This is a genomic window from Aeromonas veronii (assembly GCA_041319085.1).
GTDB classification, from domain to species: Bacteria; Pseudomonadota; Gammaproteobacteria; order Enterobacterales; family Aeromonadaceae; genus Aeromonas; species Aeromonas veronii_F.
In genome coordinates this window covers 1,274,636-1,292,871 of record CP101033.1, presented here as the reverse complement: position 1 = coordinate 1,292,871, position 18,236 = coordinate 1,274,636, and the positions used below count along the sequence as shown (strand labels likewise).

General features: G+C 61.8%; 15 protein-coding genes. 8 read left to right on the top strand and 7 right to left on the bottom strand.

What is annotated here, in order from left to right:
* Nucleotides 1-46: 46 nt before the first annotated feature.
* The 3 genes from trpB (at nucleotide 47) to NMD14_06335 (ending at nucleotide 3,422) form a co-directional block, all read left to right on the top strand.
* On the top strand, nucleotides 47-1,240 hold the full coding sequence (gene trpB / locus NMD14_06345) for a tryptophan synthase subunit beta (GenBank protein ID XEI34023.1): 1,194 nt from the start codon (nucleotides 47-49) through the stop codon (nucleotides 1,238-1,240).
* Complete coding sequence (trpA, locus tag NMD14_06340) at nucleotides 1,237-2,043, top strand: tryptophan synthase subunit alpha (GenBank protein XEI34022.1); 807 nt, start codon at nucleotides 1,237-1,239, stop codon at nucleotides 2,041-2,043. Before trpB ends, trpA begins: the two co-directional genes overlap by 4 nt.
* Nucleotides 2,044-2,390: 347 nt before the next feature.
* Nucleotides 2,391-3,422: an OmpA family protein gene (locus tag NMD14_06335; GenBank protein XEI34021.1), complete on the top strand. Its 1,032-nt coding sequence runs from the start codon at nucleotides 2,391-2,393 to the stop codon at nucleotides 3,420-3,422.
* Nucleotides 3,423-3,515: 93 nt separating this feature from the next.
* On the opposite strand, the gene NMD14_06330 is transcribed toward NMD14_06335, so the two are convergent.
* Entirely contained in the window at nucleotides 3,516-5,210 is a 1,695-nt protein-coding gene (locus tag NMD14_06330; GenBank protein XEI34020.1) for an NAD-dependent malic enzyme, read from the bottom strand.
* Between the two features lie 69 nt (nucleotides 5,211-5,279).
* Nucleotides 5,280-6,137 carry an AraC family transcriptional regulator gene (locus NMD14_06325; GenBank protein XEI34019.1) on the bottom strand — a complete coding sequence of 286 codons (858 nt, stop codon included), beginning with the start codon at nucleotides 6,135-6,137 and terminating at the stop codon, nucleotides 5,280-5,282.
* A gap of 120 nt (nucleotides 6,138-6,257) precedes the next feature.
* Between NMD14_06325 and NMD14_06320 the strand changes: the two genes are divergently transcribed.
* Nucleotides 6,258-7,637 (top strand): MATE family efflux transporter, encoded by a 1,380-nt coding sequence (locus NMD14_06320; GenBank protein XEI34018.1) that lies wholly within the window; start codon nucleotides 6,258-6,260, stop codon nucleotides 7,635-7,637.
* Nucleotides 7,638-7,764: 127 nt separating this feature from the next.
* Entirely contained in the window at nucleotides 7,765-8,910 is a 1,146-nt protein-coding gene (locus NMD14_06315) for a patatin-like phospholipase family protein (protein ID XEI34017.1), read from the top strand.
* 31 nt (nucleotides 8,911-8,941) lie between these two features.
* Here NMD14_06315 and NMD14_06310 read toward each other — a convergent pair whose 3' ends face one another.
* A complete protein-coding gene (locus NMD14_06310) occupies nucleotides 8,942-10,894 on the bottom strand; it encodes a cation:proton antiporter (protein XEI34016.1) in 1,953 nt (650 codons plus the stop codon).
* A 118-nt stretch (nucleotides 10,895-11,012) separates the two neighbouring features.
* On the opposite strand from NMD14_06310, the gene NMD14_06305 reads away from it, so the two are divergent.
* Nucleotides 11,013-11,921, top strand: coding sequence for a GGDEF domain-containing protein (locus NMD14_06305; GenBank protein XEI34015.1), 909 nt, complete (start codon nucleotides 11,013-11,015; stop codon nucleotides 11,919-11,921).
* A gap of 96 nt (nucleotides 11,922-12,017) precedes the next feature.
* Here the strand turns inward: NMD14_06305 and tilS are convergent, their stop codons facing one another.
* Nucleotides 12,018-13,376, bottom strand: a complete 1,359-nt coding sequence (gene tilS / locus NMD14_06300) for a tRNA lysidine(34) synthetase TilS (GenBank protein ID XEI34014.1) — start codon at nucleotides 13,374-13,376, stop codon at nucleotides 12,018-12,020.
* Nucleotides 13,377-13,556: 180 nt separating this feature from the next.
* Here tilS and NMD14_06295 point away from each other — a divergent pair, with 180 nt between their 5' ends.
* On the top strand, nucleotides 13,557-15,590 hold the full coding sequence (locus NMD14_06295) for a M13 family peptidase (GenBank protein ID XEI34013.1): 2,034 nt from the start codon (nucleotides 13,557-13,559) through the stop codon (nucleotides 15,588-15,590).
* 58 nt (nucleotides 15,591-15,648) lie between these two features.
* Nucleotides 15,649-16,092, top strand: a complete 444-nt coding sequence (locus NMD14_06290; protein XEI34012.1) for a PliI family lysozyme inhibitor of I-type lysozyme — start codon at nucleotides 15,649-15,651, stop codon at nucleotides 16,090-16,092.
* 103 nt (nucleotides 16,093-16,195) lie between these two features.
* On the opposite strand, the gene NMD14_06285 is transcribed toward NMD14_06290, so the two are convergent.
* Genes NMD14_06285 through NMD14_06275 form a run of 3 tightly spaced genes read right to left on the bottom strand, consistent with a single transcriptional unit; the run spans nucleotide 16,196 to nucleotide 18,229 of the window.
* Nucleotides 16,196-16,639 (bottom strand): DoxX family protein, encoded by a 444-nt coding sequence (locus NMD14_06285; protein XEI34011.1) that lies wholly within the window; start codon nucleotides 16,637-16,639, stop codon nucleotides 16,196-16,198.
* The gene (locus NMD14_06280; protein ID XEI34010.1) at nucleotides 16,636-17,388 is read right to left on the bottom strand and encodes a DNA-binding domain-containing protein; all 753 of its coding nucleotides are present in this window, start codon (nucleotides 17,386-17,388) and stop codon (nucleotides 16,636-16,638) included. The genes NMD14_06285 and NMD14_06280 overlap by 4 nt, the downstream gene beginning before the upstream one ends.
* The gene (locus tag NMD14_06275) at nucleotides 17,381-18,229 is read right to left on the bottom strand and encodes a DUF692 domain-containing protein (GenBank protein ID XEI34009.1); all 849 of its coding nucleotides are present in this window, start codon (nucleotides 18,227-18,229) and stop codon (nucleotides 17,381-17,383) included. The genes NMD14_06280 and NMD14_06275 overlap by 8 nt, the downstream gene beginning before the upstream one ends.
* Between the last annotated feature and the right edge of the window lie 7 nt (nucleotides 18,230-18,236).

Sequence of the window (18,236 nt, the reverse complement as noted above, 5' to 3'; positions counted from 1 at the left end):
GCAACCCTTTTTGATGTTTCGATTTAGCTAATACAAGGAAGAAGCCATGACCCTGCTCAACCCGTTTTTTGGTGAATTTGGCGGCATGTACGTGCCCCAGATCCTCATCCCCGCCCTGCTCCAGCTGGAGAAGGCCTTCGTCGACGCCAAGGATGATCCCGCCTTTATCGCCGAGTTTCAGACCCTGCTGACCGAGTATGCCGGTCGCCCGACCCCGCTCACCCTGACTCGCAATCTGACCAAGGGCACCAAGACCCGCCTCTATCTGAAGCGTGAAGATCTGCTGCACGGCGGCGCCCACAAGACCAACCAGGTGCTGGGTCAGGCGCTGCTGGCCAAGCGGATGGGCAAGAACGAGATCATCGCCGAGACCGGTGCCGGTCAGCATGGCGTTGCCACTGCGCTGGCCTGCGCCCTGCTCGGCCTCAAGTGCCGGGTCTATATGGGCGCCAAGGATTGCGAACGCCAGAAACCCAACGTCTTTCGCATGAAGCTGATGGGCGCCACCGTCATTCCGGTGCACTCCGGCTCCAGCACCCTGAAAGATGCCTGCAACGAGGCGCTGCGCGACTGGGCTGCCAACTACGAGTCGGCCCACTACCTGCTCGGCACCGCCGCCGGCCCGCACCCCTTCCCCACTATCGTGCGGGAGTTCCAGAAGATGATCGGCGAAGAGGCCAAGGCCCAGTGCTTCGAGAAGGAAGAACGGCTGCCCGATGCGGTGATCGCCTGCGTCGGCGGCGGGTCGAACGCCATCGGCATGTTTGCCGACTTCATTGATGAGCCGTCGGTGCGCCTTATCGGCGTCGAGCCGGGTGGTCACGGCATCGAGAGCGGCGAGCACGGTGCGCCGCTCGGTCACGGCAGCAAGGGGGTCTTCTTTGGCATGCACTCCTATCTGATGCAGGACAATCAGGGGCAAATTCAGGAGTCCTACTCCGTCTCGGCGGGGCTCGACTTCCCCTCCGTCGGCCCGCAGCACGCCCATCTGGCCGCCATCGGCCGTGCCGAGTATGTCTCCATCACCGACAAGGAGGCGCTGGATGCCTTCCAGGAGCTGGCCAAATCCGAAGGCATTATCCCGGCGCTGGAGTCCTCCCACGCGCTGGCCCACGCCCTCAAGATGGCCCGCAGTGAACCGGAAAAAGAGCAGGTGCTCATCGTCAACCTCTCCGGCCGTGGCGACAAAGATATCTTCACCGTGGCAGACATTTTTGAAAAAGAAGGAACCTTGTCATGAACCGTTACGCACAACTCTTCTCCCGTCTGGACGCGGCCAATCAGGGCGCCTTTGTGCCGTTCGTGATGCTGGGCGACCCCACCCCCGAATTGTCGCTGGCCATCGTCGATGCGCTGGTCGAAGGGGGCGCCGATGCCCTTGAGCTCGGCATTCCATTCTCCGATCCGGTAGCGGACGGCCCCACCATTCAAGGCGCCGCCCTGCGGGCCTTTGCCAGCCACACCACCCCGGACGACTGCTTCGAGCTGCTCGGCCGTATCCGTGCCAAGTACCCGCAGCTGCCCATTGGCCTGCTGGTCTACGCCAACCTGGTCTATGTGCGCAAAATTGACGGCTTCTACGAGAAGTGCCAGCAGGCAGGCGTGGATTCGGTGCTGGTGGCCGACGTGCCGGTGCAGATGTGCGCCCCCTACAAGGCGGCCGCCGACAAGTTCGGCATCGACAGCATCTTTATCGCCCCGCCCAATGGCGACGCCGAGACCCTGAAACAGGTGGCGGAGCTCGGCAATGGCTACACCTATCTGGTAAGCCGCGCTGGCGTGACCGGTGCCGAGACCAAGGCCGGCATGCCGGTGGATGGCCTGATCAATACCTTGCGCGAGTTCAACGCGCCCCCCGCCCTGCTCGGCTTTGGCATCAGTGAACCGGCTCAGGTGCGTGAAGCGATTGCCGCTGGCGCAGCCGGTGCCATCTCCGGTTCCGCCGTGGTGAAGATCATCGAGACTCACCACCAGAACCCGGCGCATATGCTCACTCGCCTGAAAGAGTTTGTGGAAGGGATGAAGGCCGCGACCCATCGATAAGGAGCGGCATTGCTGGCATGAAGCACGTTGATCGCTCAGTCAACACGCATAAAAATCCGAAACCAATCAACAGGTTTCGGATTTTTTATACATCAGGAGGATCGGCTAATGGATCCTTAACTAATGGCATGAGCCACATGCCCTCCTTTTTCTTGCCTCTCATTTTGCCCACCTTTTGGATCACTTCTGACACCTCCCATCTTCCCGCCTCTCCCCCATGATTCACGTTCGTGGCATGCCACTACCCATACCTCTTCGGTGGTTAAAAACAGCCCGTCACCTATACATAAGTGTGGGGTTTGACCAGCTGGCAGCCCCACTACACCAAACATCGACGAGGATACGCGATGAACATAACAGTAAAACCTGTATGGATTGCATTGGCATTGGCGAGCACAGGCGCACAAGCGGTACCGGTTCACGACTGGTATGCCGGGGTCGGGGGGGGTTGGGCCATTGCGCACGATCTGAATGATTTCAGTCAGGATGTCAGCAAGGATGCGACTGCGCTCTCCCTGTTTGGCGGCTACAACTTCACGGAAAATCTGGGTGCCGAGATTGGCTATCTCTCCACCGGAGACTGGGATATCAGCGGCCATGACTTCAGCAGCAAGGGGGCAACCCTCTCAGTGATTGGGCGCTTGCCGCTCAGCGAGATGTTCTCGCTCTTTGCCGAGGGCGGTGGCTATCTCTATCACGTCGAGTCTGTCAACGGCGGGGACGACAACCTGGCGCCGCTGGCGGGCTTGGGCCTGACTGCCCGGCTCCATGACTGGGTCGATCTGCAGGCACGCTATCGCTACATAGTGCGCGTTGGCGATGATCCGGATAACAGCAAAGCCAACAGTGGCACCCAGCGCTGGGTCAGCGACATCAGCACCGCCACGCTGGAGTTGGTGATCCACCCCAACCGCAGCAAACCGGTCGAGCCGGCACCAGCCCCCATGGTCGCCCCCCTGCCACCGCCTGCTCCCGAGCCGGTGGATCAGACCTTCAACCTGAGTTCGGACGTACTGTTTGCGTTCGGCAAGGCGGAGCTGAAGCCGGAGGGGATGCAGGCGCTGGAGTCGCTCTATCAGCAGATAGCCGACGTCAAACCCAAGGATGGCAGTGCGGTGGTGATGGGGTATACCGACCGTATCGGCTCGGATGCCAACAACCAGACCCTCTCGGAAGCTCGCGCCAAAACAGTCGCCAACTTCCTGATCGGCAAGGGATTGCCTGCCGACAAGGTGAGTATTCAGGGCAATGGCGAGAGCAGCCCGGTCACTGGCACCCAGTGTGATGCCATCAAGGCGAAAGCCGCGCTCATCGACTGCCTTGGGCCGGATCGCCGGGTCGAGGTGCGCGTCACCGGCGTACAGGGCGCCAGCGAGTAGTTGATCTTGAGGCGATAACCATGTCAGACGTGCAGTAAAAAGGGATGCTTTCGCATCCCTTTTGCTTTGCCGTGGTATTCACGCCCCGTCCAATCAGAACGAGGTGCGGCGGTAGCGGCGATATTCCGGATGCCAGAAGTTCGCTTCAATGGCCTGATCGATCACCTCGTCCGGGGTCTGCACCGCCTTGCCCTGCAGCATGGCGGTCTTGGCCACCATCTTGGCGATGTAGCGGGAGACCTGATGGATATCTGCCAGATCCGGCAGCAGCGAGCCCTCCTCCCCTTTCACCAGCGGTGAACACTCCGCCAGTGCGCGGCTGGCCGACATCAACATGGCATCGGTCACCCGGGTGGCGCCAGAGGCGATGACGCCAAGGCCAATCCCCGGGAAGATGAAGGAGTTGTTGCACTGGGCGATGACGTAGCGTTTGCCCTTGTGCTCCACCGGCGCAAACGGACTGCCGGTTGCCACCAGCGCCTGACCGTCGGTCCAGCGGATAAGGTCTGCCGGCGTCGCCTCGACCCGGGAGGTGGGGTTGGAGAGCGGGAAGATGATGGGACGGGCACAGTGCTTGTGCATGGTCTTGACCACCTCTTCGGTGAACAGACCCGGCTGACCGGAAACCCCGATCAGGATGTCCGGCCGACCGTGCTCCATCACCTCCAGCAGAGAGATGTTGTCCCCCACCGGCCAGTCTTTGATCCGCTCCACCGGCTGGGAGAGGCGGCGCTGGAAGTCGAGCTGGTTGGGGATCTTGTCGGTGATAAGACCAAAACGGTCCACCATAAAGACCCGGCCACGAGCCTCGGCATCCGTCAGCCCTTCGGCCTTCATCTGCGCCACGATCTGCTCGGCAATGCCGCAACCGGCACTGCCCGCGCCGAGGAAGGCGACCCGCTTCTCGGAGAGCTTGGCGCCAGAGGCCTTGCAGGCGGCAATCAGGCTACCCAGCGTCACGGCAGCGGTACCCTGAATATCGTCGTTGAAGCAGCAGAGCTCATTCTTGTAGCGGTTGAGCAGCGGCATGGCGTTGTTCTGGGCGAAGTCCTCGAACTGCAGCAGGATGTCTGGCCAGCGGCGCTTGACCGCCTGAATGAAGGCATCAACAAACTCCGCATACTCTTCGCCGGAGATACGCGGATTGCGCCAGCCCATATAGAAGGGGTCGTTCAGCAGTTGCTGGTTGTTGGTGCCGACATCCAGCACCACCGGCAGGCAGTAGGCGGGCGAGATGCCGCCACAGGCGGTGTAGAGGGAGAGCTTGCCGATGGGAATACCCATGCCGCCGATCCCCTGGTCACCCAGACCCAGGATCCGCTCGCCGTCGGTGACCACGATCACCTTGACGTTCTGCTTGGTGGCGTTTTGCAACATGTCATCGATCCTGTCCTTGTCCGGATAGGAGATAAACAGGCCACGGGCACGGCGATAGATGTTGGAGAACTCTTCACACGCCTTGCCCACAGTCGGGGTATAGATGACCGGCAGCATCTCGGTCAGGTGGTTGTGCAGCAGACGGTAGAACAGCGTCTCGTTGGTATCCTGGATGTTGCGCAGATAGATGTGCTTGTCCATGTCGTTGCCAAACGCCATAAACTGGCGATAGGCGCGCTCGGCCTGCTCTTCGATGGTCTCGATATTCTGGGGCAGCAAGCCTTCGAGGTTGAAGTTGCTGCGCTCTTCGCTGGTGAAGGCGCTGCCCTTGTTAAGCAAGGGGGTCTCCAGCAGGGCAGGACCGGCGTAGGGAATGTAGAGGGGACGTTTCTGGTTATTATCTTCAAACATGGATCTTGGTACCTAAACGGTTAGCTAGACGCAGGAACCCGCCGATCCTAGGGGCTTGTGTCATTAATTTCAAAGAGTTTGCATATCCGTTGCAAAAGGTTTGCGACCCAGGCGACGAAATGCCCCCGGGGTCTGACCAGTCAGACGACGAAAGCGGTTGGCAAAGTTGGCCCCATCGCTGTAACCGACCCGGGCCGCCAGCTCGCCAAGTGGCCAGTTGGTATAGAGCAGCAGTTGACGCGCCTTGTTCATTCTGAGCTCGGTCACCCTCGCCATCGGCCCCATGCCGAAGGCTTGCTGACAGAGCCGGTGCAGATGGGGCACGGAGCAGGCCATCTGTTCGGCCAGCAGGGCGACACTCCAGGGTTCGTCCAGGCGCGCCTCCACCCGGCGAAACAATGCCTGCAATCTGAGTTCAGGGGTGCCGCGCACCTCCCCTTGCAGAGTGCGTTCCAGCAGCGCCAGCAACAGGCTGAGCAGTTGGGGTTGCAGCGGGGAACGAACCCCTTCCCCCTGCATCAGGCTGAGCAGGTGGTAGAGCTGATCGCCGCCATCCCCTTGCCAGATACGGTGACCGAGGCGGTGCAGATGCTGCCAGCGCGGCACGTCATCGAGCAAAATCCAACTGATCTGCCAGCTTTCGCCAATCAGCTTGAGACCGCCGGGCACGGCGGCGGGCAGGAAAATCAGCGACCCGGCCGGAATGGCTTGCTCCCCCTCGTCGGTGAGCAGCGCCCCCCCCTCATCGTGACTCACCATCAGAATGTGAAACTCGGGGCGATTGCGGCGAATAAGGTAGTGATCGCGGATCTTCGAAAGCCCGCTAAGGAAGATCCCCGCCTCGCCGAGCAGGGGCAGCCCTTCACGTCCCAGCATTTGCTCTTCACAGGCTGGTGCTATCTCCAGACACTCGCTGGCAAATGGCATAACACCTCAACAGGATAGTTTTGCACAAGAAAACCGAGAGACACTCACAGTGAGAACGCCCCGACATGCCCCTATCATACCCATGACAAACCTTGCTTTTCTCAAACCCGGTTAACACTAATGAATTATTGGCAAGCGATTTTAAAACAAACCACCGATCGCGAGTTCATGACCCGACTGTGGCGACTGGCCCTGCCTGTCTCGCTGCAGTCCATGATGTTCTCCCTGCTCGGCCTCATCGATATCATGATGGTGAGCCAGCTTGGCACCACGGCAGTGGCGGCGGTCGGCTTGGGTAACCGGGTCTTCTTTTTCAATCTGCTGGTGATAGCGGGCCTCGCGGGCGGGGTCTCGGTATTGGCAGCACAATACTTCGGGCGCGGCGAGATGGCCGGGGTGCGCCGCTCCCTGGCACTGGCAATAGTGGGCGCCCTGCTGGTCACCCTGCCCTTTGCCTTCATCTATGTGTTATCGCCGGGTAGCGTGCTGGGCTTTGCCAGTCAGGATCCGGCACTGCGCGCCCTCGCCGATCAGTTTTTGATGATCACCGGCGCCACCATCCTCTGTACCGCTATCGTGGTACCGCTGGAGTCAGCCCTGCGCTCGGTCGGCAATGCCGCCGCGCCAACCCGCATCGGCATTATCGCCATCATCGCCAACGTCATCCTCAACTACGCCCTCATCTTCGGTCACTTTGGCTTCGAGGCGATGGGGGTAGCCGGCTCGGCTTGGGGCACCACCCTTTCACGGCTGCTGCAGACAGCCCTGCTGCTGCTCTACGTGAGACGCTACGAGGCGCAACTGATCCCGCGAAAAAATGACTGGCTGGCCGCCTTCAAACGCAAGGAGGTGGTGCGCTTTACCCTGATCGCCCTGCCACTGCTGTTCCATGACGGACTCTGGGCCTTCGGCATGCTGATTTACGGCTTTCTCTACGCCCATCTGGGCACCGATTCGCTGGCCATCATGACCACCCTCGGCACCCTTGAGAGCATCCTTATCTCCCTCTTCTTCGGGCTGGCAGTGGCCTGCTCGACCCTGCTCGGTCACCGGCTCGGGGCCGAGGAGTACGAGGTCGCCTGGCAGCACTCCCAGCTGTTCCTGCTGCTGGCACCGATTGGTGCACTGCTGGTGGGGATTGCGGTCTGGCTGCTGCAAGCCAACCTGCTGCAATGGGTCGGCAACCTGCCGCCCGAACTGATGACAGAAGCGGGACAGGTGCTCGGCATCATGTGTCTGGGGATGCTGCTCAAGGTGTTCAACATGGTGGGGATCATCGGGGTGCTACGCTCTGGCGGCGATGTGAACTACAGCATCTTCATCGATATCGTCGGCATGTGGTGCATCGGCATCCCGCTCGCCTGGGTGGCGGTCACGCTGCTCGGCTGGCCCCTCTCCTGGGTGGTGGCGGTGGTGTTGCTGGAGGAGCTCAGCAAGGTGCTGCTGGTGCAGCGCCGCATTCGCCAGCGCCGCTGGTTGAAAAATCTGGTGATCGGGTAACGGAACGCGCCGTGCCCGGCGCACCATGAAAAAACGGGCGAGCGCCCGTTTTTATATTTGATACAGCGCCTTATAGTTAACTTGTCAGTGGGAACGCCCTCTCGGGCCAACAATAAGGCGCCAGCATATGGCCAGACCCAATACAGCGTTGTTGCTCACCGGTGGCGGTGCCCGCGCCGCCTATCAGGTTGGCGCCCTCAAGGCGATTGCTGAGCTCTACCCACGCAATCTCGGCATCCCCTTTCCCATCCTGTGCGGTACCTCGGCGGGGGCCATCAATGTCACTGCGCTGGCCTGCTACGCTTCCTGCTTTCATCTGGGGGTGCGCAAGCTGGAGTGGGTCTGGCGCCGCTTCGAGACTCACCACATCTTCGATTTTCACCCCGGTCGGCTGCTGTGGCGGCTGATGTACGAGGGGTCGGCGGGGCTGATCAATCCCCACACCAACCACGCCTTTCACCTGTTTGACAACGCGCCGCTGTACCGCCTGCTGGATCAGCTCATCGACTATCACCGTATCGATGACAACATCCTCTACGGCAGTCTGGAGGCGCTGGCCATCACGGCGTCGGATTACGATGACGGTCTTTCCACCACCTTCTTTCAGGGGCGGGCCGACCACCATCCGTGGGAGCGGGCGAGACGGCGCGGGGTGCGCACCGTGCTTACATCGGAGCATCTGCTCGCCTCCTCGGCGCTCCCCTTTGTCTTTCCGGCCACCCGGATCGGCGAGAAGTTCTACGGCGATGGATCCATCCACCAGCTGAGTCCGCTCAGCCCCGCCATCCATCTGGGTGCGGAGCGGATCCTGCTGATCACCCTGGATCCGCCAGCGCACTCGGCACCGACCTATCACCACGGCCACCTCACCAGCTCCAATATCGCCAGCCATCTGCTCGAAACCGTCTTTACCGACACCCTCAACTCCGATCTGGAACGACTGTGGCGCATCAATCAGACCCTGGACCTGATACCGGAGAGAGAACGCAACCGCCTCAAGCTGAAACGGGTGGAGACCTGCGTGCTGAAACCGAGTCAGGATCTCGACAGCATGGCGCTAGCCTACCTGCGCAAGCTGCCGCTGCAGTTGCGCCGCCTGTTGCGGGTATTAGGCGTGAAGGGGGATGAGACCAGCAGTCTGGCCAGCTTTCTGATGTTTTACCCGGGTTATTGCCAGCAACTAATCAAGCTGGGCTATCAGGACACCCTGAGGGAGCGGGAGCGGGTTGCCGCCTTCCTTGATATCGAAGGGCTGCCAACAGAGCAGGAATAAACAGGGGCGCGGCCGATGAGTACTAGGGGATTCAGTGCCCCTCCAGCAGACGCTGCTCCGCCTGCTCCATCGCCACCACGGTACCAAACAGGATCAGCCGATCGCCGACCGCCAACACCAGCTCGGGTCTGGGCTCCAGAGTCTGATCCCCGCGCTGCACCTCCTTGATCCGCACCTCATCAAGCGGTAGCTCACGCACTTCACGGCCTACCGCCCACGCCTGATCGTGCAACAACAGCGGGTGGAGACGTTCGAGCAGTTGGTCTGCTTCCAGATTGCTGGCGCTCTGATCCCCCCAGTAGAAGCCGTGCAGGAAGCGATACTGACTGCTGCGCTCCAGCTCCATTCTCCGGATCACCCGGCCGATGGGAATATCGCAGTTGAGCAGCAGGTGGGAGACCAGCATCAGGGCCCCCTCCTGGGATTCGGGGATCACCTCGAAGGCCCCCGCCTGCTTGTACTGCTCCAGAAAACTGTCATCCCGGGTGCGCACCAGCACCTTGAGATCCCCCGCCAATGCGCGGATCAGCGCCAGCATCGCCTCAACCCGCTTGCGATCATCGAAGGTGATGATCACCAGCCGCGCTCGCAGCAACCCGGCGGCCAGCAGAATATCGCGGCGGCTGGCATCGCCGAAGGCCACCTGCTCCCCTGCCAGCTTGGCCTCGCTCACCCGTTCGGGGTCGAGGTCGAGGGCCAGAAAGGGGATCTCCTCGATCTTGAGGAAGCGGGCGCAGGTCTGCCCGGCCCGGCCAAACCCGGCGATGATGACGTGCTGGTTCTTGCTCAGGCCCGACTGTGCCACCTCGGAGCGGGTCAGCAGCGCCGGATCGGTGAGACTGCGGGCCAGCGAATGGGCCTGGATCACCAGCCAGGGAGTCATGGCGATGGAGATGATGCCGATGCCGATGAGCAGGGAGACCTGCTGCTGATCCAGCAGGCCGTGGTGCAGTGCCAGTGCCAGCAGCACAAAGCCAAACTCCCCCACCTGACTCAGCATGATGCCGGCGGCCATGCTGTCGCGCTTGCGCTCCCCCATCAGCCGCCCGGCCAGCAGCACCAGCAGGGATTTGCACAGCACCAGCAACAGCACGCAGATCAGTACCTGCCACCATGCTCGTGCCACCAACTCCCACTCCATGGCCATGCCGATGGTGATAAAGAAGAGCCCCATCAGCACGTCGCGAAAGGGCTTGATGTCCACCTCCAGCTGATGACGGTAGTGAGACTCCCCCAGCATCATCCCCGCCAGAAACGCCCCCAGCGCCATCGACAACCCGAGCGAATAGGTCATGTAGGCGGCCAGCAGCGCCACCAGCAGAGCACTCAGCACGAACAGCTCGTCGGAGCGGGCCCGCGCCACCTCGTGAAACAGCAGCGGCAGCAGCCATTTTCCTACCGCCAGCAGGGTAAAGAGGGCAAACAGCCCCTTGAGGGTGGCCCAGGCGATCTCGGTGGCCAGCGCACTGCCCTGTACTTCCGGCTGGGCGAGGATCGGGATCATCACCAGCAGAGGCACCACCGCCAGATCCTGAAACAGCAGCACGCTCACCCCCAGTTGGGCCCGACGGGTGTGCAGTTGTTTCTGCTCGCCGAGTTGCTTGATCACCACAGCCGTCGACGACAAAGCCAGGGTACCGGCCACCACCAGCGACTGGGCCAGACCCAGCCCCCACCACCAGCCGATGGCAAAAAAGAGCAGCGAGGTGAGCAGCACCTGCAGCCCCCCGACTCCGAGCACCAACCGGCGCATTGCCAGCAATTTCGGCAGGGAGAACTCCAGCCCCAGCGAGAACATCAGAAAGACGATCCCGAGCTCGGCAATGGTCTGCATGATCGACTGGCCGGTGATCACCGCCAGCCCGTGGGGGCCGAGCAACACCCCGGCAATCAGGTAGGCGAGGATCACCGGCAAGCCGAGGCGCCGGAAAGTTGCCACCAGCAGCACGGCGGCGAACAGCAGGATCAACAGGTCGGTGTACAAATTTCCCTCTCCTTTTATCGACTTAAGCTTAGTCAGCCGATCTGGCGGGCAGGAAAGATATATTGGGCATGCCAATTGCATGGAGGAGACAGTAGTCAGGTGTTACAGGTGGAGGACCATGGAAATTACGTCGTCACTTAATGGCTTTAGCCATGGCATCGAGCAGTGGGTTCGCCAGATGGAGCGGCTCACGCCGTTGCCCAGCGTTGAACGCAACCAGTTGCTCGAGCAGTTGTTGGGGCAGAGCGATCTCGGCGGTCTGCTGGCAACTTTTGCCGATCGTGCGGCAAGAATTGTCAGGATCCACGGCCTCTACCTCGATAGTGGCCAGCCCCATGTGCTGATCCAGCACCCGCCGCTGGCCAGCCTCAACCTGCACAACTATCCGTTCGAGCTGCGCGGTCAGCACGGCCAGCTGCTCGGCCAGCTCCACTACGAGCTGGAGCATCCGCTCAGCAGCAGCCAGCAACGGGTTCTGATGCAGTACCATCAGCTGCTCTGCCTGCTGCTGCCCCTCTATCTGCGGCTGGAAAAACTGGATCAGCTGGTCCGACTCGATCACCTGACCGGCCTTGGCAACCGCTCCTACTTTGACGAGGCCATCGGCCGCGCCATCGAGCAGCACAGCCGCGAGCCCCATGGTCTGGTGCTGGTGCTGCTGGATCTCGATCGCTTCAAACAGATCAATGACACCTGGGGTCATCCGGTAGGGGATCTGGTGCTGAGTCGCTTCGCCCAGCTGCTCAAGGGGTGTGTCCGCAGCACGGATCAAGCGTTCCGGCTCGGGGGAGATGAATTTGCCCTGCTGCTGCAACCGGCCGAACCCGAGGCGTGGCGCCCGGTCTGGCTGCGACTGCAGCATATGTTGATGACTCACAAGGAGCTCAGCACCTTCTCGGTCGGCTGCAGCCTTGGCGCAGCCAGCTGGCAATCCGGGGTCGATGTGCCGAGCCTCTACGAGGCGGCCGACAGTCACCTCTACGCCCGCAAAAAAGCCGGCAAGACCAGCCATAACGACCAATCCTAACGAATAGTCCCGAACTCTTCTTTGCTCCGGCATATGCGCGCCATGTGACCGGAGCTTCTTTTTTTGGGGCTAACGCCCCCTCACACCGAGATCACCTCAAGCAAGATCCTGCTCGGGCAGAACCGGGGCTGCACCGCACGCCTGCCAGTGACACACCAGCCCGGCCCCCTGTGCCATAAAACCGTCGCAAACAAAGAGCCCCACCACCGCCGCCACCTGCTCGCCATAGTAGAGTATGGGGATGCGCCCCCGCTGCCATGAGGGCACGCCATACTCCTGCAACAGCTTCTTCATCCGCCGACTGCCGCTCCGCCCTACCGGTTTGAGGGGGATCCCGGGCGCCACCTGAAAACGCACCGAGAGCGGCTCATCCGCTCGGGGGGGGCGCAGCAGATCCTCGCCGTGCTCCGCCATGCGCACCACCAGCTCGCCCAACCCGTCCGGCAGGGTCAGCGGCTCACCCACGGTCAGCGGCAACACCTGATGGCAAGGTTGCAGGTCAGGGCTCACCAGATAGAGCCGCTGCTGAAAACGGCGGCAGCTCTGGCGCCCCCAGTTGAGTTGGGGATTGGCATCGCCGCGCGCCAGCACCACCTCCTGCCACAGTCGGGCAAGCTGCTCGCGGGATGGCATCTCGCCCCCCTGACGGCGGATCCAGTAGCGCAGCAAGTTGTTGCGCCGGGTAGGCGAGAGGGCATGCAGCGGACCGATATGGAGCGCCTCCCCCTCGCCCGCAAGCTGCCAGTCGCTCTCGGCCAGCTCCTCCAGCAGCGCCTCCTGCTCGGCGCACAAGGCCATGCTGCGCGCCGCGGTCTGGGCCATGGCGGGCCAGCGCGCCTTGAGCTGGGGGATAAGCGTCTGGCGCAAAAAGTTGCGGTCATAGCTCACGTCCTGATTGCTCTCATCCTCCACCCAGCCAAAGGGGAGGCTCGCCGCCGCCTCGGCCAGCTCGGCGCGACTGATATCGAGCAGCGGACGCAGCAACAGGCCGCCAGCAAAGGGCTGGCTTGGCAGGATCCCCGCCAGCCCGCGCAGACCGGCGCCGCGCTTGAGGGCCAGCAGCAGGGTCTCCAGCTGATCGTCCTGATGGTGGGCGGTGAGCAGCCACTCCCCCTCCCGCATCCGGGCGGTCAGCCGCTGGTAACGGGCGGTGCGGGCCTGCGCCTCCAGACTCTCGCCATTGCCACGAGCCAGGGTCACCCGCTCGACCAACAGCTCCACCGCCAATTGCTGACACACGGCTTCACAGTGAGCGACCCACTCATCGGCATGGGGACTGAGGCCGTGGTGCACGTGCAGGGCGCGAAGTGGCAGGCTGTGCTCGCGGGCATACTGCGCCGCCAGCACCAGCAGCAGGGTGGAGTCGAGGCCGCCACTGAAGGCCACCAGCAGACCGGTGGAACCTTCCGGCGCTGGCATAGTCAGACAAAAGCGAGAATAAAGATGAGAAATCATAGGCTTCCCCAAAACGGACCGGCCGATCTTAGCAGAGTCGGGCTTATCAAGCTGCAACCCTGCTGCTAGAGTGAGGCTCGCCCGCCCTCTCCACCAGGCTGGCCGCAAGGCGGTCGCACAACCGGTTGGAGCAAGGAAGATGGGCAGGGAAGCAAACAACCCGAATTGGAATCAAACAAGATGAACAATAAGAAAAGCTTACTGGCTGGCCTGATTGGACTGGCCCTGCTGGCTGGCTGCAGTCAGGCACCGCAAGAATCTCCCAAACACTCCGGGCTGGCGCTGGCCAATATGGACACCCAGGTCAAACCCGGCGATGACTTCTTTCGCTACGTCAATGGCAAGTGGCTCGCCACCGCCAAGATCCCCGATGATCGTCCCGCCGATGGCGCCTTCTACATGCTGCGGGACAAATCCCTCGCCGATGTGCGGGTGCTAGTCGAGGGGCTGGCCAGGCAGGAGGCCGCCACCGGCACGCCGCCCCAGCAGATCCGCGATCTCTACGCCAGCTATCTGGATCAGGCTGGCCGCGACGCCAAAGGGCTCACCCCGCTGACACCGGCGCTTGCCGACATCGACCGGATCGGTGATCAGGCCGCGCTGGCCCGCGCCTTTGCCCAGTCGGGCCGCATGGGCGGCGGCGCGCCGTTTGGCATCTGGATCGGCGCCGATGCCAAGTCCCCCGATCGCTATGCGGTCTACCTCTATCAGGGTGGATTGGGGCTGCCGGATCGGGACTACTACCTCAAGCAGGATGAAGGCAGTCAGGCGTTGCGCCAGAAGTACCAGCAGCATATCGCCGCCATGCTGAGCCGCCTCGGTGAGTCTGACCCGAGCGGCAAAGCCAAACGGATTCTGGCCCTCGAAACCCGGCTCGCCACCATCCAGTGGGACAACGTGACCCTGCGGGATCGGGAGAAGAACTACAACAAGCGCCCCGCCAGCGAACTGGCACGGCTCGCCCCCCACCTCGACTGGCAGGCTTATCTCAATGCCGCGGGCATTGCTGGCCAGCCGGATCTCATCATCGGCCAGCCGACCTATCTGAGCGCGCTGGATCAGGTGATGGCCCAGACCCCCATCGCCGACTGGCAGGCCTACCTCAAGTGGCAACTGCTGACCGACTACGCCCCCTATCTCGACAGCGAGACCGACCGGGCCAACTTCGCCTTCTACGGCACCACGTTGAGCGGCACGCCCAAGCAGCGCGCCAGCTGGGAGCGGGCGCTCGGGGTGCTGAACGATCATCTGGGTGAAGCGGTCGGCCAGCTCTATGTGGCCCGCTACTTCCCGCCTGCGGCCAAGGAGCGGATGGAGCAGCTGGTGGAGAACCTGCGCACCGCCTACGGCCAGAGCATCAAGGAGCTCGACTGGATGTCGCCCGAAACCAAGGCGCAGGCGCTCGAGAAGCTGGCCAAGTTCCGCCCCAAGATCGGCTACCCCGACAAGTGGAAGGATTACAGCGCCATCGCCATCAAACCGGACGATCTGGTGGGCAACCTGCAGCGCTCGCAGGCCTTCGAATATGCCGACAATCTCGCTCGCCTCGGCAAGCCGGTCGATCGGGACGAATGGCACATGTCGCCGCAGACGGTGAACGCCTACTACAACCCGAGCAACAACGAGATCGTCTTCCCGGCGGCCATTTTGCAGCCCCCCTTCTTCGACATGACAGCGGATGACGCAGTCAACTACGGCGCCATCGGCGGGGTGATCGGCCACGAGATGGGTCACGGTTTTGATGATCAGGGGGCCAAATCCGATGGCGATGGCATGATGCGCGACTGGTGGACGCCGCAGGATCTCAAGGAGTTCCGCTTCCGCACCAGCCGGTTGGTGGCCCAGTACAACCGCTTCGAACCCATCAACGGTCAGTTCGTCAACGGCCAGTTCACACTGGGGGAGAACATCGGCGATCTGGGCGGCCTCACCATAGCCCACAAGGCCTACGAGCTGTCACTGGATGGCAAGGAGGCACCGGTGCTGGATGGCTTTACCGGCGAACAGCGCTTCTTCCTCGGCTGGGCGCAGGTGTGGAAGGGGATGTATCGCCCCGAGCTGATGCAGATGCTGCTGCGCTCCGACCCCCACTCGCCGCCCGAGTACCGGGTCAACGGCGTGGTGCCGAACATTCCCGCTTTCTATGAGGCATTCAACATCCAGCCGGAAGACAAGCTCTATCTGCCACCCCAAAAGCGGGTGAAGATCTGGTAACAGCATCACGGCGAGCTCCCCGGGAGCCCGCCCTCAAGAGACAGTAAGAGGTTGCAAGATGAACAGAGCATTGATGATCGCAGGGCTGCTGACCCTGCCGCTGGCGGCACAGGCACAGGCCGAAGAGGGATTTAGCAAGCAACTGACCCTCCCCTCCGGGCAGGTGATCCGGGTGGCGCAGGGGGCCGGTGAACCCGCCTCCATCGGCAGCTATGACGTGCGGCTCTATTCGGGCCAGAACGCCCAATTTCCACTGGATGAGTTTCAGGATGGCAAGGTGATGGCCCGCAACGGCTTTATCCGGGAGCTGAAGCTGGTCGATTTGAATGGCGACAAGCAGCCCGAGCTGGTGGTCATCATCGAAAGCGCCGGCAGCGGCAGCTATCAGGATGCCGACGCCTACACCGTCAGTGTGCAGGGGGAGCTGGAGATCTTCAATCAGGTCAAGGAGCTGGAGCCCAAAGAGGATGTGATCAAGGCGCTCAAGAGCCCGCAGGACTGAGTCCTCCCGGCACAAAAATGTAAAAAGCCCTGATTATCAGGGCTTCAGCAATCTGAAAGAGCGCCTTGTGGCGCTCTTTGTCATTGGGCAAATTACTGATAAATCAATGGCTGCGACGAGTCAGCCAGTGATCCAGACTCAGCACACCGCCGCCCCAGATGGTCAGGGTCAGCAGCATCCAGCCCCACAGCTGGTGATCGTAAAAGCCGCCCGCCCAGAGGGTCGGATAGGAGATCACCGCCATGATATTGAAGCCAAACAGCAGCAAGGCGGCCGGTCGGGTAAAAAGCCCCATCAGCAGGAAAAGCGGCAACAGCAGCTCGGCGGTCGTTCCCAGATAAGCGGCCCACAACCAGGGCAGCAGGGGCACCTGATACTCGGATTCAAACAGATAGAGGGTGGAATCCCACGCCGTCAGCTTGAGCCAGCCTGAAGTGATAAAGACCGAGGCGACCCACAGCCGCGCCAGCAACAGCACACCGGCACTGCTCCAGCGCGGCAAATCACCACTCGAGCTGGCCAGCGCCAGCCATTTGTGTCCCATCATGGCATCACCTCCATATCCACCAGCAGCCCAAGGGTTATCAGGCGAGTGAGATGTTCACTGGCCGCAGGGTCGGCCGCCAGCAGCTCGACCAACGCCATACCAGCCATACAACCCTGCAACAGCGCCCACTCACCCGCCGTCAGGGGCAAGGGTGCAACCCGACAATCAGGCTGTTTCTTCAATGCCAGCCAGACGGGGGCATCAAGCACCTCCACCGCCTCACCACCGTGCAGCGCCATCTGCCACAGGGCCAGCACCGGATAATCGCTGGCAACCAGCAGCAGATCCGTGGCTGGCAACAGCCGCAGCCGCTCCCATTGTTGCGGCGATAATGCGGCCAAGCGCTCGGCTGGCCAGCAGCGGGATTCCAGCGGCAGCAGACTGGCACGCTCAAGCTGCCACTCGAACTGCGTCAGCGCCTCCAGCCAAGGCAATCCGGAAGTGGTCGGCAAGCGGGCCAACCATTGGCCAAATCCGGCGCCATAGTGCATGACGCTCCCTTCCCTGAGCGGCTCGGCCAATACGAAGCCACGGGCCGCCGCTGCAAAAAAGTCATCCCCGACCATGGCCTTGACGGCGGGATAACTGCTCGCCAGCACCTCGCCAAGGCTCAGGATGAAGTGGTTGCGATAGACCTGCAGCACAGATTCGGCAGGAAAGAGCCGGGAGCTGATGTGAGGGGCAATGGCGTCAGGCGCCCCCAGCAGACCATCGGCAAAGTGCTGTTGCAGCTGTGCCAGTTCAACCATGGGCTACCTCCCGTGGCGCACTCATGGGATACGCCTCATCCAGAATGGCACTGGCCTGCGCCGCCTCTGCCAGCAAGACCGGCAGCGGCGGGATCTCGAGATCCCACTCAATCAGGGTGGGAATGGCCTGCTTGCGGCAGATCTGACGATAGAGTTCCCAGACCGGCGCCACCACAGGGGCACTGTGGGTGTCGATATAGAGGGATCCTTCCGGCAGCTGCTTCTCGGTATAACCGGCCAGATGGATCTCCCCGACGGTGGCAAGATCGATCGCCGCCAGATACTCATCGCAAGAGAAACCGTGATTGAAGGCACTGACATAAAGATTGTTGAGGTCGAGCAGGATGCCGCACTCGCTGCGCTGCTGCAGCTCGGCCAGAAATTCCCACTCGCTCATCTCCCCGGCCAGTTGCAGATAGGAGGAGGGATTTTCAATCAGCATGCGGCAACCCAGGGTCTGTTGTACCAGCTGGATCTTGTCGCTGATGTTGCGCAGGGAGGCGCGGGTATAGGGCACCGGCAGCAGATCGTTGAAGTAACGCCCGCCAATGCTGCCCCAGCTGAGATGTTCGGAGATCCGTACCGGTTTGATCGCCGCGGCCAGTGTCGACAACTGCTGCAGATGGTGCGGATCGAGCGGGTCGGCAGAACCGAGGGACATGCCAACGCCGTGAAGACTGACGGGGTAGTGTGGCGCCAGCTCGGCGAGCACCTGAAAACCCTGGCTGTGCCGTTCGAAGTAATTTTCACTGTGCACCTCCAGCCAACCGACTGTCGGCAGGGTTTGCCGGATCTCGTCGTAATGGGGAGTGCGTAATCCGATACCAATCAAAGGGTTCATCGCAAGA

Bases quoted from the DNA above. Each gene is read 5' to 3' on its own strand.
- tilS (XEI34014.1), bottom strand. From the start codon at position 13,376: ATGATTTCTCATCTTTATTCTCGCTTTTGTCTGACTATGCCAGCGCCG.
- trpA (XEI34022.1), top strand. From the start codon at position 1,237: ATGAACCGTTACGCACAACTCTTCTCCCGTCTGGACGCGGCCAATCAG.
- NMD14_06295 (XEI34013.1), top strand. From the start codon at position 13,557: ATGAACAATAAGAAAAGCTTACTGGCTGGCCTGATTGGACTGGCCCTG.
- NMD14_06335 (XEI34021.1), top strand. From the start codon at position 2,391: ATGAACATAACAGTAAAACCTGTATGGATTGCATTGGCATTGGCGAGC.
- NMD14_06330 (XEI34020.1), bottom strand. From the start codon at position 5,210: ATGTTTGAAGATAATAACCAGAAACGTCCCCTCTACATTCCCTACGCC.
- NMD14_06315 (XEI34017.1), top strand. From the start codon at position 7,765: ATGGCCAGACCCAATACAGCGTTGTTGCTCACCGGTGGCGGTGCCCGC.
- trpB (XEI34023.1), top strand. From the start codon at position 47: ATGACCCTGCTCAACCCGTTTTTTGGTGAATTTGGCGGCATGTACGTG.
- NMD14_06280 (XEI34010.1), bottom strand. From the start codon at position 17,388: ATGGTTGAACTGGCACAGCTGCAACAGCACTTTGCCGATGGTCTGCTG.
- NMD14_06305 (XEI34015.1), top strand. From the start codon at position 11,013: ATGGAAATTACGTCGTCACTTAATGGCTTTAGCCATGGCATCGAGCAG.
- NMD14_06285 (XEI34011.1), bottom strand. From the start codon at position 16,639: ATGATGGGACACAAATGGCTGGCGCTGGCCAGCTCGAGTGGTGATTTG.
- NMD14_06275 (XEI34009.1), bottom strand. From the start codon at position 18,229: ATGAACCCTTTGATTGGTATCGGATTACGCACTCCCCATTACGACGAG.
- NMD14_06325 (XEI34019.1), bottom strand. From the start codon at position 6,137: ATGCCATTTGCCAGCGAGTGTCTGGAGATAGCACCAGCCTGTGAAGAG.
- NMD14_06290 (XEI34012.1), top strand. From the start codon at position 15,649: ATGAACAGAGCATTGATGATCGCAGGGCTGCTGACCCTGCCGCTGGCG.
- NMD14_06320 (XEI34018.1), top strand. From the start codon at position 6,258: ATGAATTATTGGCAAGCGATTTTAAAACAAACCACCGATCGCGAGTTC.